At 55.5% G+C, this 18015-nt stretch carries 15 protein-coding genes; 3 read left to right on the plus strand and 12 right to left on the minus strand.

From position 1 onward, the window contains the following. Positions 1 to 174: 174 nt before the first annotated feature. The 6 genes from dtpD to AB1E37_RS19105 all read right to left on the minus strand — a co-directional run bounded on the left by dtpD (position 175) and on the right by AB1E37_RS19105 (position 8815). Complete coding sequence (gene dtpD / locus AB1E37_RS19080) at positions 175 to 1650, minus strand: dipeptide permease DtpD (protein WP_004151795.1); 1476 nt, start codon at positions 1648 to 1650, stop codon at positions 175 to 177. A gap of 59 nt (positions 1651 to 1709) precedes the next feature. After that, entirely contained in the window at positions 1710 to 3857 is a 2148-nt protein-coding gene (gene cadA / locus AB1E37_RS19085) for a lysine decarboxylase CadA (protein ID WP_002892486.1), read from the minus strand. A gap of 82 nt (positions 3858 to 3939) precedes the next feature. Next, the gene (gene cadB, locus AB1E37_RS19090; RefSeq protein ID WP_002892484.1) at positions 3940 to 5274 is read right to left on the minus strand and encodes a cadaverine/lysine antiporter; all 1335 of its coding nucleotides are present in this window, start codon (positions 5272 to 5274) and stop codon (positions 3940 to 3942) included. A gap of 365 nt (positions 5275 to 5639) precedes the next feature. Beyond that, the gene (cadC, locus tag AB1E37_RS19095) at positions 5640 to 7229 is read right to left on the minus strand and encodes a lysine decarboxylation/transport transcriptional activator CadC (RefSeq protein ID WP_029884676.1); all 1590 of its coding nucleotides are present in this window, start codon (positions 7227 to 7229) and stop codon (positions 5640 to 5642) included. A gap of 292 nt (positions 7230 to 7521) precedes the next feature. Continuing rightward, a complete protein-coding gene (locus tag AB1E37_RS19100) occupies positions 7522 to 7794 on the minus strand; it encodes a DUF1471 domain-containing protein (protein WP_002892402.1) in 273 nt (90 codons plus the stop codon). Positions 7795 to 7894: 100 nt separating this feature from the next. After that, positions 7895 to 8815 (minus strand): Kdo(2)-lipid IV(A) acyltransferase, encoded by a 921-nt coding sequence (locus AB1E37_RS19105; RefSeq protein ID WP_002892400.1) that lies wholly within the window; start codon positions 8813 to 8815, stop codon positions 7895 to 7897. A 510-nt stretch (positions 8816 to 9325) separates the two neighbouring features. Between AB1E37_RS19105 and AB1E37_RS19110 the strand changes: the two genes are divergently transcribed. Continuing rightward, complete coding sequence (locus tag AB1E37_RS19110; RefSeq protein WP_004223394.1) at positions 9326 to 10192, plus strand: GNAT family N-acetyltransferase; 867 nt, start codon at positions 9326 to 9328, stop codon at positions 10190 to 10192. Positions 10193 to 10214: 22 nt separating this feature from the next. Here the strand turns inward: AB1E37_RS19110 and AB1E37_RS19115 are convergent, their stop codons facing one another. The 4 genes from AB1E37_RS19115 to AB1E37_RS19130 are packed head-to-tail and all read right to left on the minus strand — an operon-like array spanning position 10215 to position 15002. Next, positions 10215 to 11240, minus strand: a complete 1026-nt coding sequence (locus AB1E37_RS19115) for a fimbrial protein (protein ID WP_004147417.1) — start codon at positions 11238 to 11240, stop codon at positions 10215 to 10217. 1 nt (position 11241) lies between these two features. Then, complete coding sequence (locus AB1E37_RS19120; RefSeq protein ID WP_032447383.1) at positions 11242 to 13677, minus strand: fimbria/pilus outer membrane usher protein; 2436 nt, start codon at positions 13675 to 13677, stop codon at positions 11242 to 11244. A 10-nt stretch (positions 13678 to 13687) separates the two neighbouring features. Beyond that, complete coding sequence (locus tag AB1E37_RS19125) at positions 13688 to 14383, minus strand: molecular chaperone (protein ID WP_032436965.1); 696 nt, start codon at positions 14381 to 14383, stop codon at positions 13688 to 13690. 58 nt (positions 14384 to 14441) lie between these two features. Next, the gene (locus AB1E37_RS19130) at positions 14442 to 15002 is read right to left on the minus strand and encodes a fimbrial protein (RefSeq protein ID WP_032436963.1); all 561 of its coding nucleotides are present in this window, start codon (positions 15000 to 15002) and stop codon (positions 14442 to 14444) included. A 471-nt stretch (positions 15003 to 15473) separates the two neighbouring features. Between AB1E37_RS19130 and AB1E37_RS19135 the strand changes: the two genes are divergently transcribed. Both AB1E37_RS19135 and AB1E37_RS19140 read left to right on the plus strand, forming a co-directional pair. Beyond that, positions 15474 to 16136 (plus strand): LuxR C-terminal-related transcriptional regulator, encoded by a 663-nt coding sequence (locus tag AB1E37_RS19135; RefSeq protein ID WP_002892378.1) that lies wholly within the window; start codon positions 15474 to 15476, stop codon positions 16134 to 16136. Then, positions 16114 to 16419: a hypothetical protein gene (locus AB1E37_RS19140; protein ID WP_004191501.1), complete on the plus strand. Its 306-nt coding sequence runs from the start codon at positions 16114 to 16116 to the stop codon at positions 16417 to 16419. The genes AB1E37_RS19135 and AB1E37_RS19140 overlap by 23 nt, the downstream gene beginning before the upstream one ends. A gap of 52 nt (positions 16420 to 16471) precedes the next feature. Here the strand turns inward: AB1E37_RS19140 and AB1E37_RS19145 are convergent, their stop codons facing one another. Next, positions 16472 to 17776, minus strand: coding sequence for a citrate synthase (locus AB1E37_RS19145; RefSeq protein ID WP_032436962.1), 1305 nt, complete (start codon positions 17774 to 17776; stop codon positions 16472 to 16474). Between the two features lie 45 nt (positions 17777 to 17821). After that, a complete protein-coding gene (locus AB1E37_RS19150) occupies positions 17822 to 17962 on the minus strand; it encodes a hypothetical protein (protein WP_004142684.1) in 141 nt (46 codons plus the stop codon). Between the last annotated feature and the right edge of the window lie 53 nt (positions 17963 to 18015).

The following is an 18015-nucleotide window of genomic DNA, read 5'->3' on the forward strand; positions in this document are numbered from 1 at the left end:
ATTTTTTATCGTTGGCCTCCGCGCATGCCAGAATATCCTCCTCCTGTTCACTAAGCTGTGCAAGGAGCGACTTCGCGCTCCGCTGTTGAGGTAATGCCCCCGGTCGCGCTGCGCTTACCGGGGCTACGAATCGCAGCCCGGACAAGGTGTTTACGCCACGAGCCGGGACGAGCGTCAGGCGCCGCCGCCGGTAATTTCACCGGCAGCCGCACGACGTTTGCCAACGCTACAGGCCGCGGCAAAGGCGATAATGACCATCACCGCCACGCAGCCGAGGGTCCATTCGCCCATCTGCGCGAAGAAATGCTGATAGGCGGCAATCGCCGTATCGCTGATTTGCGATTCGGTGGTTTGCTGGGCGACCACGCCCGCCAGCCAGTTGGCCACCGCGCCGGTGGCCAGCATATAGATCCCGGTCAACACCCCGGTGACGCCGGGCATGTTCAGACGGGTGATTTGCGCCATCGCCACCGGGTCGATAAACAGTTCGGCAAAGCCCATCATCGCCAGCCCGGCGACCATCATGCCCATTGAGGCCTGACCGTCAGCCGCGCCATGGCGGGCATTGAGCGCCAGCAGCATAAAGCCGCCGCCCATCAGCAGCAGGCCGAAAGAAAATTTCAGCCAGACGCGCAGCACAGAACGCACGCTGCCTTCCGGGCGCATCAGCCACGCCAGCACCACGCCGGCCGCCATCACCGCTATCGCGTTAACTGACTGGAACAGCGCGGTCGGCACGTCCCAGTTCAGCAGACGACGATTGACGAAGTGGTCGATAAACAGGCTAATCGAGCTCCCGCCCTGCTGCGCCAGCACCCAGAACAGCGTTCCGGCAAGCATCAGCAGGACGATCTGCCACAGCGCGCGTCGATGCTCCGGGGCTTTGATCATGATCCGCGCCACCATCTGGGCAGCGAACAGGCAGACGATCGCCAGCAGATAGCCGGACCAGTTGTTTTGCAGCAGCAGAGTGAAAAATACCGGCGCCAGGCAGAGCATCACCAGCAGCCAGCCCCAGGTCGGCAGCACGAACTTCACCGCCCGCAGCGCCGGTTTATCGACGCCGCGGGTATGCCGGAAGTGGCGGCTGCCGCTTAAGAAAATCATCAGGCCGATAAACATACCGATCCCCGCAAGGGCGAAGCCGATATGCCAGCCGTACCACTGCGCCGCCAGTCCGCAGGCGATGGGCGCGGCAATCGAGCCGACGTTGCCGGCGGCGTACAGCAGCGAGAAACCGCCGTCGCGACGCGGGTCGTCGTGAGCGTACAGTTCGCCGAGCAGGCAGCTAATATTGGATTTAAACAGGCCGTAGCCGCAGATGATGATCGCCAGCGCGACGTACAAACTCCATGCGGAGGTCGACTCAACGCCCAGCACCACATGGCCGAGGGTCATCAACAGCGCCCCGGCAATTACCGCCGTGCGGTTGCCGAGCAGGCGGTCGGCAAGCCAGCCGCCGAGAATAGGGGTAACGTAAACCAGAGATGCGTAAGCGCTGAACAGGCTGATGGCGTGGCTGTCGTCGAAGCCAAGCTGGTGGGTAAGGTAAAGGATGAGTAAGGCGCGCATGCCGTAAAAGCTGAAGTACTCCCAGATCTGGATCGCAACGATGTAGTAAATCGCGCGCGGCTGTGAGGGTGTTTTCATGTGTTCTCCTTGCAGCGTGAAAAAGGGAAGTGGCAAGCCACTTCCCTGGTGTGCGTCTATTACTTGTTATTCTCTTCTTTCAGCACTTTAACGGTGTAACGACCATCCGCCTGACGATAGGCGCCGTGGATATCGGTTTCGAAGCCTGGATAGTGGGCGCCGATTTCGCACAGCATCTGCAGGAACTCCAGCACCGGACGGCTCTCTTCGGTGATCATCTCACCCGGCATCACCAGCGGCACTCCCGGAGGATACGGCAGGATCATGTTGGCGTTGACGCGGCCGACCATCTCTTCGAGATACACTTCTTCCGTCTGACCGTGCAGCTCTTTCTGGAACGCGGCATACGGGGTCATCACCATCGATGGCAGCACTTCAAACGCGCGGAACATCAGATCCGGCAGGTTGTGATGCTCAATCAGTTTGTGAATGTTCTGCGCGAGGTCCTGAATACGCATGTTTTCATAGAATTCAGGATCTTCACGGTACAGCGACGGCAGCATGTTTTTCACCCGCAGGTTCAGGTCGAACGCGCGTTTGAAGTCGGTCAGCGCACGCAGCAGGCTCAGCGCTTTAGTCTTATCGATACCGATACTGAACAGGAACAGCAGGTTGTACGGACCGGTTTTCTCAACCACGATGCCGTGTTCGTCGAGGTATTTCGCCACGATGCTTGCCGGAATACCGAAGTCATCCATGGTGCCGTCTTTCTTCATCCCCGGAGTCAGCAGCGTGACTTTGATCGGGTCGAGGTACATGTGTTCGTTATCGATGTTTTTGAAACCGTGCCATGCGCTGTCGGAACGCAGCGGCCAGCATTCAGGACCATCGATATGCTCCGGCTGCCAGACGTCGAAGAACCAGCCGTCAGACTCGCCTTTCAGACGTTTGATCTCTTTACGGAACTTAATGGAACGTTCAATAGAGCCGTCGATCAGACGCTTACCAGCGTTCCCCTTCATCATCGCCGCCGCGGTTTCGGTGGAGGCCACGATCCCGTAGTGTGGAGAGGTGGTGGTGTGCATCATGTAGGCTTCGTTGAAGGTCTCTTCGTTTACGTCGCCTTTCACGTGGATCATCGACGCCTGGGAGAACGCCGCCAGCAGTTTGTGCGTGGACTGGGTTTCATAAATCACTTTCCCTTCGACGCGGCCGCCGCTCATCCCGCATTTGCCTTCATAGATCGGCGAGAAGTTGGTGTAAGGCACCCACGCGGAGTCAAAGTGGATGGATTTCACATCCAGGGTTTTCTTGATGAAGTCGGTGTTGTACAGCAGACCATCATAGGTTGAGTTGGTGATAACCGCGTGTACCGGCCAGGTCGCATTCGGCGTCTCTTTCACACGCTTGGCGATAGTCGCGTGCTGGAATTCGCTCTGCGGAATACCGCCGAGGATACCGTAGGCGTTACGGGTCGGACGGAAGTAGATCGGCGTAATGTCGCTCATCATCATCAGGTGAGTCAGCGATTTGTGGCAGTTACGGTCAATCAGCACGGTGCTGCCGGCCGGCGCGGAGTACATGCCGACGATTTTGTTAGCGGTAGAAGTACCGTTGGTCACCATGTAGCTGCGTTCTGCGTTAAACACGCGAGCGATATACTCTTCCGCTTCTTTGTGCGGGCCGCTGTGGTCCAGCAGGGAACCCAGTTCAGAAACCGAAATGGAGATATCGGATTTCATGGTGTTGGAGCCAAAGAAATCATAGAAGATGCTGCCTACCGGGCTTTTCTGGAACGCGGTACCACCCATGTGGCCTGGGGTACAGAAGGTATATTTACCTTCACGGACATATTTGAACAGCGCTTTGGTCAGCGGCGGCAGAATGGTGTCGATGTATTCGTCAGTGTTCTGTTTGATTTTGTTCGCGATATCTTCCGCAGCGCCCAGCGCATATTCGAAGAAGCGAACCTGCATGCGCAGATCGTTCAGGCTAACGTCCAGGGTGGAGTAGGTGTTAGCGAACGCATACAGCGGCATGTACTCGTTCATTTTGCTGATTTCTTCGCACAGTTCGAGATTGTATTTATCCCAGTCGAAGATCACGCCGCACAGACGAGAGTTGTTTTCAATAAGTTTTAATAAGTCGTCACGGTCGTTCGGGTAGACAATACGGAAGTCCAGGCGTTCGAGAGCACGATGCAGTTCACGGATGGGTTCTTCTTTGAAGTAAACCCCCATGTGATTCATGATTGCAATAACGTTCATAGTCAAATCTCCAGATGTAGAAAGCCCCTCCCGTCGCGTGATGACAGGTGATGGAAGGAGCCTCAGGAAAACGGGTTACTGATTAGTGCGCGTTAGCGGTGGTGTTGTTATCCGATGCGTTGTTCTGGCGCTGGTGCATTTTGCGACCGTAGAACATCAGGATAATCAGGCTAACGATGAAAGTGCCGGCCAGTTCGAAGGAGCTTGCGCCCATCAGCGCGATGAAGCAGAACACGCAACCCAGTACCGAACAAATCAGGCTAACGAAGTTACGGATGTTGATGCCTTCGAAACGAATCAGGTCAACACAGGAGTAGAAGTAAGGCAGCATGGTCAGCAGTACCGCGATACCGGTCAGTTCGCCGAACAGGTCAGAGGCTTTACCACCGGCGGAGTTCATCAGGGTAATCAGCACCATCAGCGCGGTCATTTTCACTGCGGCCAGCAGCAGGCCTTTTTTCGGAATACCGTTGTTATCAACTTCGCCATACACTTTCGGGAAGTTACCGTCGTTGGCGGCACGTACACCGGCCTGGCCAACCAGCATCATCCACGAGCCCAGAGAAGTCAGGCAGGCAAAGGCGGTGAAAGCGGATACCATCGGTGCAGCCCAGCCGCCGAGGATGGTAGAGGCGCTAATTGCGAACGGCGCACCGGACGCGGCCATCTGAGAAGCAGGATACATACCGGCGATAACCTGAGTCGCGGCGATGTAGACGATACCGGCCATCGCAGTGCCCAGCATGGTAGCCAGCGGCACGGTACGTTTCGGGTTTTTCACCATCCCGGTACTCACGGCGGCGGATTCTACGCCAACGAAGGCCCACAGGCAGAGCAGGATACTTTTAATAACCGCGTGGCTATCGGTGGTGCTGGAGGTATTCCAGTTCGCCTGATAGGTAGCGACATCAAACCAGTGCCAGCCGACGACCGCGGTCATGACTACCGGAATAAGCACCAGTACCAGACCAATAGTGGTCAGACGGCTGACCCAGGTCCCGCCGAGCATATTAACGAAAGTAAAGATCCACACGATGGCAATACAGGCAATACCTGCTGGCACCGGGTTATTTAAAATTGGGAAGAACGTAGAGAGATAAGAAACTGCGGTAATCCCGATGGCCAGGTTACCAATCCAGTTTGCATGATAATAAAGGACACCGGTCTGGAAACCGAATGCCGGAGATATTTCTCCAGCGTAGGCAATAGGACCGCCCTGCTGCGGGTTTTTAGTGGCCAGTCGGGCATAAACATAAGCCAGAGACATCGCACCAATAATTGAAATCACCCAGCCCCAAATGGCAATACCACCGATGCTGGCCAGGTTCGCAGGTAATAATGCAATCCCGCTCCCCATCATATTACCGGCGACGACACCGGTACAGGCAAATAGCCCGATCTTCTTGGCAGAACTCATGGTTGTTTTTCTCCTAAGTTTATTTGGGAGGTACAGATCATGATACAGAACCATTAATTGACCCGACCAACTGCCAACAAGATTACTGATTTGTACGAGATAAGTCCTAAAGATAAAGTGATATAAAAACAAACATCAGACAAATGATATTTTGACCTTTTTCGCTTAACATATAAACATGACAACAGGGTGTCAGAAAAAGATAAACATCGTTGTATTACAGCAACTTATAAGGAGGAAGGTGTGTTACCCAACTGTTATTTAAAGCCTCCTGAATGCTAAATAAAAATAACAACAAGAGGCTTCATGAGAAACATAAATTTAACCTCACCATGCCCAAAACCTTTTACATGATGAGGGTTTGCTTATTCTGAAGAGAGAAAGTTGTCGAGATATGGAACGACTCGGTTAACCGACGTCTGGAAAACCCCATTTTCAATCCAGTACAGGGTATCTTCGCCAGGACGTAAATTAAACGCCGTGATGTAAGAATCGGCAGCCAGACGGTTCTCACCTTTCATCTCATAGACTTTGCCTAACAGCACATAATTTAGCCATGACATCTCTAAATCAATCGCACTATTAATTGCGGTATTTGCTTCGTCGACTTTGCCCTTCCCCAATGAATCCACCGCTTTTATTTGATAATAAATCGCCATGTCTTTTATACCCGGCATCGCCCCTACCCGCTCGACTTCACTGTAGAGGGCGGCCAGCTGTTTATCATCCAGCGGCTGTTGTGAATGGCGCAATACATCCACCAGCGTTTTTTCGGCATAGGCGTAAATAAAATCCGGCGCCCGCTTAATCACATCATCCAGCAGGCTACTGGCCTTACTTAATGAATCGACGTCGCCCTTCATTAACAGCTGATGCGACTGGTAGAAATAGGTTAACGCCACGCTTTGCGAGGGCTGATATTGCCTGAGCATCGCCTGCATTCGCGCCGGCCACGGCTGCGCCAGGGCATCCGACAGGCTGTTCATCAGATCGTTCTGGATGGTCAGCTGGTTATCGTTGGTCACAAAGTAGCGCTTATCCAGCATCGTCGAGCTGTCGGCGTTGTCCACCAGCTGGACCGACATAAAGCACTGCTGCGCCCGATAGTGGCGCTGATTGACGAACTCGATGGTCAGCGTTTTCCCGGAGCTGCTCGGCTCATTGATGTTGTAGTCCGTTTTGTCATGCACCATAAAGGTCGAGAAGGTGTTCAGCGAGGTGGTGATCAGGCTGGCCAGTCCTACGGCGTAGGAGTGCTGCGACGACCAGTTAGCGCAGGAGTTGCCATTCACCAGGTGGATATCGATATCGCGCGGATTGAGCAGCAGACGCGCCTTGTTGACCGGCGGCCGCGATTCCATGCTCGACAGCGCCACCAGCGCCACGCAGGTGCCCAGCGCCAACAGGAACAGCCCCCACACCAGAGCGGTAGTGAGGCGCTTGCGGCCTGACGGCGCGCTGGCCACGGTAGGAGCCGGTGGCGGCGCGGCGGCATCAGGGAGAGGGACAGAGACGTCGGATGGCGCACCGGCGGCCGACGGCGCAGGAACGGCGGTCGACGGCGCAGGAACGGCGGTCGACGGCGAAGGCGTCAGCGCCTCCATCGACGGGGCTAGCTCCTCCCCCTCTTCGGTGCACCAGATCACCGGCACCGTGAGCTTATACCCCCGTTTGGGTACCGTCGCGATGTACTCAAGGCTAACGTCGTCGCCGTCTTTGAGCGACTTGCGCAGTTCAGAAATACTCTGCGTGACGACGTGGCTGGTCACAACGTTCCGGGTCCAGACGTTTTCGATAAGCTCGTCCCGGCTAAGCACTTCCCCCGGATGGCGGGCAAAAAAGACCAGAAGATCGATTAAACGCGGTTCAAGGGTAAGCTGGCGCCCCTTCCTGCTGATTTGGTTTACAGAGGGGGTTACCAGCCATTCACCGACGCGAACAACAGGTTGTAGCATACAAGAAAGCCCCAGACAAAAAGGGAAAGGCGCGATGATAACACATTTGTCCTACCTATTTTTGCCAGGGGTCACTCCCTCAGGCATTAGGTCAGAATTGGCTCTTTATTAACAATAAAAAGCAATAATTCATTAACATCGTGATCATGAAATCTATATATAGCGATAAAAACGCATTTCCGCTGCCGCTATTGCCTAAGGCAATTCCGATAGCAGAAAAAAATAAGCCCGGAGGCTTAACGCGCTCCAGGCTCAGTGCGTTGCGCGCCGATACGGCACGCTTTAAAAAAGGTTATTTATACACTTCCGCTGTGGCTTCAAAGTTAGGGCCATGCTCACGCGCAGCGGTGATCACGTAGTACTTTCCGCCTTTCTCATCGGCCAGCTTGGAGAGCTGATCGTGCAGATCGGAAGGCGAAGAGAATTCGCCACCGGACGGCCCCACCGAGATCGGCCCGACTTTGGTCAGTTTGAAGTGTTTCACTTCTTCTTTGGTAATCAACTGCGCGGCGGAGGCGCCAAATGCAACGGCGGAAAGGGCTAACGCGACTATCACTTTTTTCATCCTGCAATCTCCTTGGAATTAGCCTTCAGTCAGGCCCTTTCAGTATACACGGCGATTTACTGAGCGTGCTACCGATGCGCTTATTTTTTGGCCGAGGCGTTCAGTAACGCGGCGGTACTCCTTCCGGGCGGGTCTTAAAGCGCCGGTGCAGCCACATGTATTGCTCGGGCGCCATCAGGATGCACTGTTCGATAATCTGATTCATCCAGGCCGCCGTAACCTCGGCGCTCGCCAGCGGCGGCGTGCGCTCCGGCGTCAGGGAGATCAATTCATACCCCATGCCGTTGGGCTTGCGCCGCGGAACAAACGGCACAATCGTCGCCCCGGACATTTTCGCCAGCATCCAGGTACCGGTGGTGGTCGCCGCCTGTTCGACGGCAAACAGCGGGGCGAAGACGCTGCTGGCCGGACCGTAGTCATGATCCGGCGCGTACCAGAGAATTTCCCCCTCTTTTAGCGCCCTGACCATCCCTTTCAGATTTTTTCGATCCAACATGGTCTTGTTAGAGCGCAAGCGTCCCCAGGTTTGCAGCCAGTCAATCAGCGGGTTATCGTTGGGCCGGTAGACGCCAATGCCTGGGGTAAACATGCCGTACATTCGCGCACCCATTTCGAGGGTCAGAAAATGGATACCGATCAGTAAAATGCCCTGCTTTTCTTCCAGAAGCTCCACCACCTCGTTAACGCCGCTGGTCTCGGTCCAGCGCGCTACCCGGTGCGTCGGCCAGAACCAGGCCATGCCGGTCTCCATCAGCCCCATGCCCAGCGATTCAAAGTTTTTCACCAGCAGCGCCTCGCGGTCGGCGGCGCTCATCTCGGGAAAGCAGAGTTCGAGATTACGTCTGGCAATCCGCGCGCGGCTTTTCATCACCCGCATTGCCAGCCGCCCAAGCGCCGTTCCCAGACGGTAGATCACCGGATACGGTAATTGCACCAGCAGCCACAAAAAGCCAATTCCCAGCCACAATAGCCAGTAACGCGGGTGCAACAGCGCGCGGGAAAATTTGGGTAAATTTGACATAGTAATCCTGTTAATTCACTCAATAATAGCTGAGCAAAAACCGCGAAATAAAGTAGCGGATCCTGCACGTAGTATTTTTCCAATTCGTGCGGTAATACTCAATCACAAAGCGCGTTATTATAAGCCGATTCCAGGATAAATTCAGCCCTTACGCTGGGGACTACTCTATTATTAGACGCAACGCGTAAAATTTCCTGTTTAATGCATAAATAAATAAACCTAACCTCTACGGCCCGGCCGATTGTCGATAAAATAGCCAGTACATTTGCCTCAGCCTCTCGACCAATACCTCTTTTACTCACGCTTTATTATGGCGATAGCGAACGCAAACAGTCCGTTTCGCCCGGTTTGACACGGCCAGCATGCGGTTATTTGTGACTGGGGCAAAGGTTAAGCATCGACATTGCGGATCCTTTTCCCAGATATGCTACGTTTACAGCGCTCATTCGACGCAAGTGCCTTTGCCGACGTCGCCGCTTTCAGAAGCCATAGTGAGAAGGAACTATGACAATGAATTATCAATTAGTGAAGCAAGTCAGAGAAAATAACCCATTAAGAAAAAGCTTCATTGACCTTGCCGTTAAGACTTTTGACCTGTCTTTTGAAGAGTGGTATCAGCAAGGTTACTGGACCGATGCCTATATCCCCTATGCTTTTGTCGAACGCAATAAAGTTATCGCTAACGCTTCGGCCAACATCATCGACCTGCGCTGGCAGGGCGCGCCCCGGCGTTATATTCAGATTGGCACCGTGATGACCGAGCCGGACCACCGTAATAAGGGATTAGCCGGCCAGCTTATCCATCACATCCTGCAGGACTGGCAGCAGGAGGCGGACGCCTTCTTTTTATTCGCCAATCCCACCACGGTGGATTTTTACCCCAAATTTGGCTTCACCCGCAGCGAAGAGTATCAATATATTATGCCGGTCTCCCCGCGAGCCGGTGATTTTCGTAAACTGGATATGGACAGCGCTGACGATGTCGCCCTGCTCCGCCATTACTATGAAAAATCCAACCCGTTCTCACCGCTGCGGGTGGAGCATAACTTTGGCCTGCTGATGTTTTACTGCTCAGCCTTTATGAAGCATTTTGTCTATTACTCGGCAAAAAATGAGGCGGTGGTCATCGCCATGCAAAACGGTCCGGTGCTGATCTGCTTTGATCTATTCTGCGACGTGGGCAAGAGCCTGTCGACGCTGGTCAACGAACTGGCCGATGACCACGTTTACCAGGCCATCCTCGGTTTTACCCCCAGTGAAGACCGGCTCGGCGAGTATGAGAAGATAGAGGGAGAAGATATCCTCTTCGTCTATGACCAGAAGGAAAACCTGTTTAAAGACAGGAAGTTGATGTTTCCTTTACTGGCGCATGCCTGACGGCGCCGCGCCGCCAGGCAGATCAGTTATAAGTCACCACGAAGGTCGCGCTGGCGTTCGCTTCGCCCGCAGTCACTGCGGGCTGCGTCTGGATATAGCGGGCCTGATAGGATAAACGATAGTTCGTCTGACTGCCTTTTTTCCCGGACCAGACCTGGCTCACCTGGTTTAGCGGCACCAGCGAGCCGCCGGCACTGAGGATCTGCACGCCAAGTCCGGATGCCCCTTCAGGTTGGTCATCGATTTTAATCACTTCGTTGGCGGCGACAGCGCTGTCCACCGTCGCGTTAAACTGCATAAACACGCTGCCGACATTTTCACAGTTCGTCAGGTTGATGTTAAAAGGAACCGGGGCGGTGGTGCTGTTGAGCCCGGTAAATGCGGTTTTGTTATGCCGTCCGAGGAAGACGTTAATGTTTTTACTGTCGTCAGTAATCTTGCAGGTGGGTGATTTGACCTGAATACAGAGCCCGCTGACGCTGAAGCGCATCGCCTGTACTCCGCCAAGATAAATATCGCCAAGGTAATCATTAAGGCAATATTCGCCCGGCGGCGGTAGACCGCCGTTATCGGCAATCCGCCAGAAATAGATGGTCGGTTTTTTATTTTCCGCCTGAAATGCGCGCTGGCCGGAAAATACCGGCGCGGAAGGCCAGGCCGTGAACAGGGGATCGAAATTAATTCCATCCTGTTCCCCCATCTGAAAGCTGTAGCCGATGCCCGGCAGGCGGTCGATGCTGTAGATATCCCCCGGCTTGCCGTCTCCCGCCGGGCCGACCCGGGAACCGCCAATGCTCTGAAACCCGCCGGGCTCGCTGCCGCTGCAGGCGATCTCCCAGCGTTCGTTATTAGTGATAATCATTCCTCCGTAGCTGTATAGCAGGGAGCCGATGGGGAGATCGCTGACGTCAAGGTTGATACTGGCCTGGCTGACGTTCACTGAATACTCGATAGTTTTGCCACTGACCATCTGGCACGCTGCCGACAGCGAAGCGCAGTACCCGCCGGCCAGCAGAAGAGGTACCCCTGATGCGATGATTTTTTTCATATTACTTCTCCTTTATTCCCGGCCGGCAGACCTTATGCGGCGTGCCGCTGCTAACCTGCTGCACCGCGTCGTCGCGGATGGCATAGGCCAACCGGCAGCGTTGCCCGCTGCGTTCGCCCCATACTACCGAGACGCTGCCGTGGTCTTGCGGCACTCGGGCATACAGCAGCCCGCCCTGACCGACGGCGCCAACCGCCCGACCGTTGTCGTCGAACACCTCCGCGCCCAGCGGGGGCGCCGCGCCATCCGGCAGCGTGACATGGGCAAACCAGGGATAGCCGGTACGCGTGACAAATTTGACCTTCACCGCCGCGCCCGAATCGGGCACCACCGTCGTGCTGCTGGAGACAATCTCCACATGGTCGTTCAGACCCTGCGGATCGAGATCCAGCCAGTTAGCGGTAAAGGGATCGAGGTAAGGGATGATCGTAAAACCCTGGCGGTTAATCGGCTGTCCAAGGCGGTTAGCCACCCGGGCCCCCACCGCGCCGGGCGCTTCCACAATGGCGAAGGTTTCCCCCAGTTCGGGGGTGGCGGTCATGCCGCCCTGATGCGCTACCAGGGCGCCCGATGCCCCCAGCGAGTACTGCTGCTGATGGCGACCGGCGCTGGCGCTGGCGTTCAGGTACGCATAATCCGTCCGCAGGCTACCGTTGGCCGCAACGCTGGCTTCATTTGGGTTCTCCCGCGGCATGTCGTAGCTGGCGGTCAAACCGTAGCTGAAGGCGTTTTTCTCGCCTGCGCTGCCGGTATAGCTGGACTGCAGCTGGCTGCCGTAGTTTTTATCGTGGTTAAAGCGGGTGGTCAGGCTGCCCGCCTGCCCGAACGGCAGCGAAAAGGAGACGCCCACCACCTGATTATTGCGGTGATGGATATCCTGGCTCTGCTGGGCATACAGATAATAATTGAGCTGACCATAGCGGTTGGCATAGCCCAGCTGATATGAGCGCCAGCGGTGGTGGCGGACATCCTCACTCCAGATTCCGTTAAATGACAGACTGCCGCTGCCGGCCTGCTGAGACAACGTCGCGCTGTAGCGGGTCATCTCCCGCCAGTCGTTGGGGTGCCGGTCGTGCTCCCAGGCGGCATCGCGAATGGAGCGATAATTGCCGTCGTTGCTGTGGCTCATCGAGAGCAGCATTCGCGTATCGGATGTAAACGATTTTGATGCGGACACCCGCCAGCGGTAGCCCTCCTGCCAGCCGTGCTCCCTGCCCTTCGCCGCAGAACGGGAAAGATCGACCGCCAGCGCGCCCCAGTAGGTATTGAAGGCGCTGCCGACCAGCGTCGAGTAATAATCTGTCGTCGCGTTAGCGCCGGTATAGCCGCTGATATAGTCATTGAAGCCGTACTGCAGCGTGGCTTCGCCAAATCCCGGCCGCCCGGCGATCCCGTCCTCATCCAGATAGCCCAGCGACAGATCATAATAGACCGCGCCTGCCCGCACCAGGCCAGGCAGCGTGGCGTACGGCACGGTAAAGGTGTCCTGACTGCCATCCGCCTCGTGGATCGTCACCTGTAAATCGCCGCCGGCGTTGGTGGGATAGAGATCGTCGAAGGTGAATTTGCCCGGCGGAACCGTTGCCTCGTACAACAGGGCGCCGTTCTGGGTGACCGTTACGCGGGCGTTGGTGCGCGCCACGCCGCTGACCGACGGCGCAAAACCGCGGCGAGAGCCCGGCAGCATGCGCACATCGGTAGCCAGCCTGCCGCCGATAAAACTGACGCTGTCAAAGAAGGTTCCGTCGGTCCATCCCTGACCCAGCCGTAACGTGGACGCCCAGTTCACTACACTTCTCTCAGCCCAGGTGGCAATGCTATCCCAGTGCGTATTCCCTTCCTGCGCCTGGTAGCTGGACTGGTGATGTAACCGCCAGCCAAAGGCGCGCAGGCTGGCATCCAGCCCGAGATAATGATGGCTGCTGCTATCCCCGTCGACGATGCTCTGATAGCTATTGGCCTGGTAGCGCAGCACCGCGGCGGGCACGCCGCTATCCACCTTTTTCAGGTTCACCGCCCCCCGATAATGGGGTTGCAGCAGCGCCTGGGGCATATTTACCCGCAGGACGTTTTCCCCGCTGTCATACTCCCAGCCGATCGCCTTATCGATCTGCGAAAAACGCAGGCAGGTGGCCGCGGTTGGCCACTGGGCATCCTTCAGCTGCAGAGCGTCGAACAGCGAGGGTGAGATGCAGGGCTCAAGCTGGCCATCGTGTTCCTGGATAACAAACGTTTCTTCCCCCAGGTCCCGGCCATTCACCGAGAGCGTGCTGCGGTACTGTCCGGCGTGTAGTGGATTACCGTATTGATATTTCTGGAGATCAACCTGCGCGGCGCCGTGCAAATGGGCGCGGTTAAAACTAAACGCCTCTGCCGCCCATGCCTCCTGCCAGGGAAGGAGCAGCATCAACCCAACCTTGATCTCCCTGAGTTTCATAATAATGTCCTTACTGAGGATAATTATGATTCACTACCGCGCCGTAATCATTGATGGTGGTGAAGCTGAATTTGGCTGGCAGCGTGCGCAGCGCGACCCCTTTAGGCGCGATCTCCAGCGAGGAAAACGGGGCGACCATGCCGGCAGCGTGTTTTTGTCCGTTAAGGGTGATGCTGTCGATGGTGATATAGCACGCTGAGGCATTGCTCACCCGCAGCCCGTTGCCCGTAGGAGCCAGCGCCCAGCTCAGGGCTTTTTCCGCGGCTATTTTTTCCGCCGCCACGCCTGCCGGACGGTAAAACAGCTTGATACGCGACCGTATCGCGAGCTGCAGGTAATTGTCAGTCTTGCCATTTTTCGGCTCAGGTGGGATATCCAGAAGATTGAACCAGAACAGCGATTCCCGATCCTGCGGCAGGCGGCTGCCGTTAAACACCAGGCGCCAGCTCTGGCCTTTTCCCGGTTCGATGCGCACAATCGGCGGCAGCACAATAAACGGCGCCGCATCCTTTTCCGGTTGATTTTGCACGCGGCCATCGTCGACCCAGACCTGCGTCAGAGAGGGGGTCTCCCCCATATTGGTGGCCCGGACGGCGATCTCTTTTTTGTCGCCGGAAAAAATAATCCGTGTGCCGTCAATAACCATACTGGCGTCCGCCGAGGGTAAATAGCTGGACAGCAGCAGTGCCAGAACCATACGCCGCATATTCACCTCCTCCTTGCCGGGTGGATAAACGGCCCCTGAGCGGGGCCGTGGACAGGGGTTACGGATAGACCACCGTAAAGTTGACGTAGGTAGCGACTTTTCCAGCCGTAGCGGCGTCGGTCGCATAGTAGCGGGCATAGAAAGGCAGCGAGGCGGAACCATCCTGCTCAGCCACCGCCACCGGGATCACGTCCGGGCGAGCAATGGTGCCGTCTGCAGCGACCGCCGGGGTCTCCGCGAGGTTAATCGGCGTAAACCGGGTGTTCAGCAGCTCCACATCGACGTTTTCTGCTTCCGTGCCGTCAGTCAGAGTGTTTTTTAGTCGGCCCTCCGTGGAAACGTTTTGATCCTTCTCGAAGTACACCGAGACATTGGTCCCCGGGGAACAGCTCGTCAGATCGATAGTGAAGGGAACCACGCCCGCCGTCTCGCCCGCGCTGCTGAGCGCCGAGCGCTGGACCGTCGGCAGGGTTACCGTCTTGTCTTTATTCTTTACCGTACAGGTATTGTCGATGACTTCACCATTAAAGGTGACTTTGCCATCAGCAGCCTGCGCCGCTACCGGAGAAAGCATCATCATCACCACGAAAGATGCCATTCCTTTGCTGTATTTTTTCATATTCACTCCTCATCACCACGCTTATGGAGAATCGTTCAGGAAATACCCCTGGCGTACTTTATACGTACAATTTATTAATACTCAGTCCATTGGATTAGCCTGTTATCTTTTAACCCCTTCCCTGCACTGACATCCTACTCACTTCATTATTTATTATTCAAATTCGCCACCAGGACCATTTCTACTTTTTATAGAAAAGTCTTAACACCACTCTGAAAAAGAAATACAACAAACGCACAATAAAAACATAACTAATTGTAAATAAAAGGTAATTTTTATTTTTTATTTTCTAAAAAACATTCGAGAAATGCGATCTAACTATCTCACCCTCATTATTAACCACCTCCTCCCACGTTCTCCCCCCTGGATTGAAAGCGCAGGGAGTATGTTATTTATGGCGGGTATTCTCTACAGTAAATTGTCGAATCAGGCAGGACAGCATGCACAGCGTATTTATGCCAGGAGGTCATTATGTTGATCTGCATTGCGGATTCAGAATATTTTAATATTGCCCTGAAAGCGTATATTAATGAACCAAACAGCAAGCCTCTGGATATTAAAGAAATACTCTGTTACCCGTTTAGTGGACAGAGTGAGATGTTCTATACTTTTTTTGCGACCGATGCCGGAGCCCGGCTAAGCACCATCCTTATTGATTACAGCAGCGTCAGCATCGAAGTACTGCAGGTCGCGCTCAGTTTAAAATCGTTTAATCCCCTGATCCGGATCTTTATTTTTGCCAAATCAGGCTACCCGTTGAGCGAGCTCGAACGCAGCCTCGCCATTGTGCTCGGCGCAGAGTTCATCACCAGTTTTGCCGGGCTCAGCGCTGCCCTTGCCCGCGGTCCGCGCTTGACATCGCCCCCCGCCGACAAGCTCTATATCGCCATACCTGACAGCTATAACCTGACCCGTAAGGAAACTTTTTTAATCAGCCTGCTGATGGGGGGAATGCCGTTGTGTCACGTGGCCAGCACCATGCAGCTCACGATCAAACGGGTCTACTACTACCGTTCACGCGTCCTTAGCAAGCTGGCGGTGAAAAATAACGTGGAACTGATGAACAAAGTTCAGGGGATGGTGTTGCGCCACTACCGACAGGAGACAGGCCATGAAATCGTATCTCTACGCTAAAAATCGCCTCATGTTGATTATCCTGAGCTGGCTAAGCGCAGACGAGGCGTTGCCATCTCGTCATGATTTCCAGCAGACTGAAACCATCCTCAGCACCCTGCATATACCGTATGTGCTGAAGCCCGACCTTGATCAACTGAGAGCTACGCTACAGCCATTACTCGCCACGCCCAGGCCGCAGGCCTGTGAGGTAGGCGCTTTTCTCAGCGCCCTGTTGGCGCTGTATACCCGGTTAACCGAATATACCGCCGTCGAGCACTATCTGCTCTCCCGGCATCTCTGAGTAGTAACCCGCCTGGGCAGGAAGACGCCGCGCGCCTCCTGCCTGTAAGGCATTACCTTAGCTCAGCAGACCGCTCGCCGCGTCGGGAGACGTAATCCCGATAGCCCTCGCCAACGTAAATCTGCCGTGGCCGGTAGATGGTCAGCGGCGCCAGGTGCATCTCGTTCCAGTGCGCCACCCAACCGACCGTCCGACCGACCGCGGTGACCACCGCAAACATCGACGAAGGCAGATTCATCGCTTTAAGGATCACCGCGGTATAGAAATCCACGCTTGGCGACAGGCCATTGTCCACAAAATAGGGGTCGGTCAGCGCCACGTCCTCAAGGGCCATCGCCACCTGCAGCAGGCGGTCGGACATGCCTACCTCCGCCAGCACCCGATGGCTGGTTTCACGCAGGATATCGGCGCGCGGGTCACGGTGACGGTAGCGCGAGTTGCCAAAACCCAGCCGGCGAAATGCCTGCGGATCGCGCTTCGCCTGGCGCAGAAACGCCGGAACCTGATCGACGCTTTCAATCTCCTCCAGCATTCGCATGCTCGATTCATTTGCTCCGCCATGCATCGGCCCCCACAGCGACGCCAGCCCGGCGGCGACGCAGGCGAATAAGTTCGCCCCGGAGGAGCCCGCCGCGCGCACCGTAGTGGTCGAGGCGCACTGCCCGTGATCGGCATGCAGCACCAGGATCTGGTTCATCGCCTGCTCGATAACCGGATTGAGAACGTATTTTTCCGCCGGGATAGCAAACAGCATCTGCAGGAAATTACCGGCATAGGAGAGATCGTTGCGCGGATACGCCGCGGGTTGCTCAATGGTGTACTTGTAGCTCATGGCGGCGATAGTGGGCATTTTCGACAGCAGCCGGGTGGCGGCCAGCGCCCGGTGCTGCGGATTTTCCACGTCCAGGACGTCATGATAAAACGCCGCCAGCGCCCCCACCAGGGCGCACATCAGCGCCATCGGGTGCGAGTCGCGACGAAAGCCGCTGCACATGCGGGCTATCTGCTCATGGACCAGAGTATGGCGGGTGATGGTCTCGCGAAAGGTTTGATAGCTGGCCTCATCCGGCGCGTCACCGTTCAGCATGATGTAGGCCACTTCGAGAAAATCGCACTGGCGAGCCAGCTGATCCACCGGATAGCCGCGGTGCAATAGCACGCTGTTTTCCGTATCGATCCACGAGATCGCCGACTGGCATCCGGCGGTGTTGGCGAAGCCGGGGTCATAGCTGCAGAATCCGGACTGATTTAGCCCGCGCATGTCGACTCCCACCGGCCCCCGCGTTCCCGGCACCTGCGGCAGGGCGAGGGGCGGTTGTTGTCCGGCAAAAGAAAGCGTTAACGGTGTAGTGCTCATCCTGTTAGTCCCCCAGCAAGCTTATCAGCGACCCGAAGTCATTCTTCAGGCGGAAAGACCAACATAACCAATGTGATGCAGCTTATTCATTGATGTCATCACTATAACCCTGACAAAGAGGATATTTTGCTGGCCTTCACGGGGAAACAGGCCGTCTTTCCCCAGCCCACCGCCGGATAGCGGCACAAATCGCCAAGGATAAAGGCGATCATCGCTGTCAAAATTTACGTTGAGTAAAG

The organism is Klebsiella sp. Shm-1 (assembly GCF_040804525.1).
GTDB classification, from domain to species: domain Bacteria; phylum Pseudomonadota; class Gammaproteobacteria; order Enterobacterales; family Enterobacteriaceae; genus Klebsiella; species Klebsiella pneumoniae.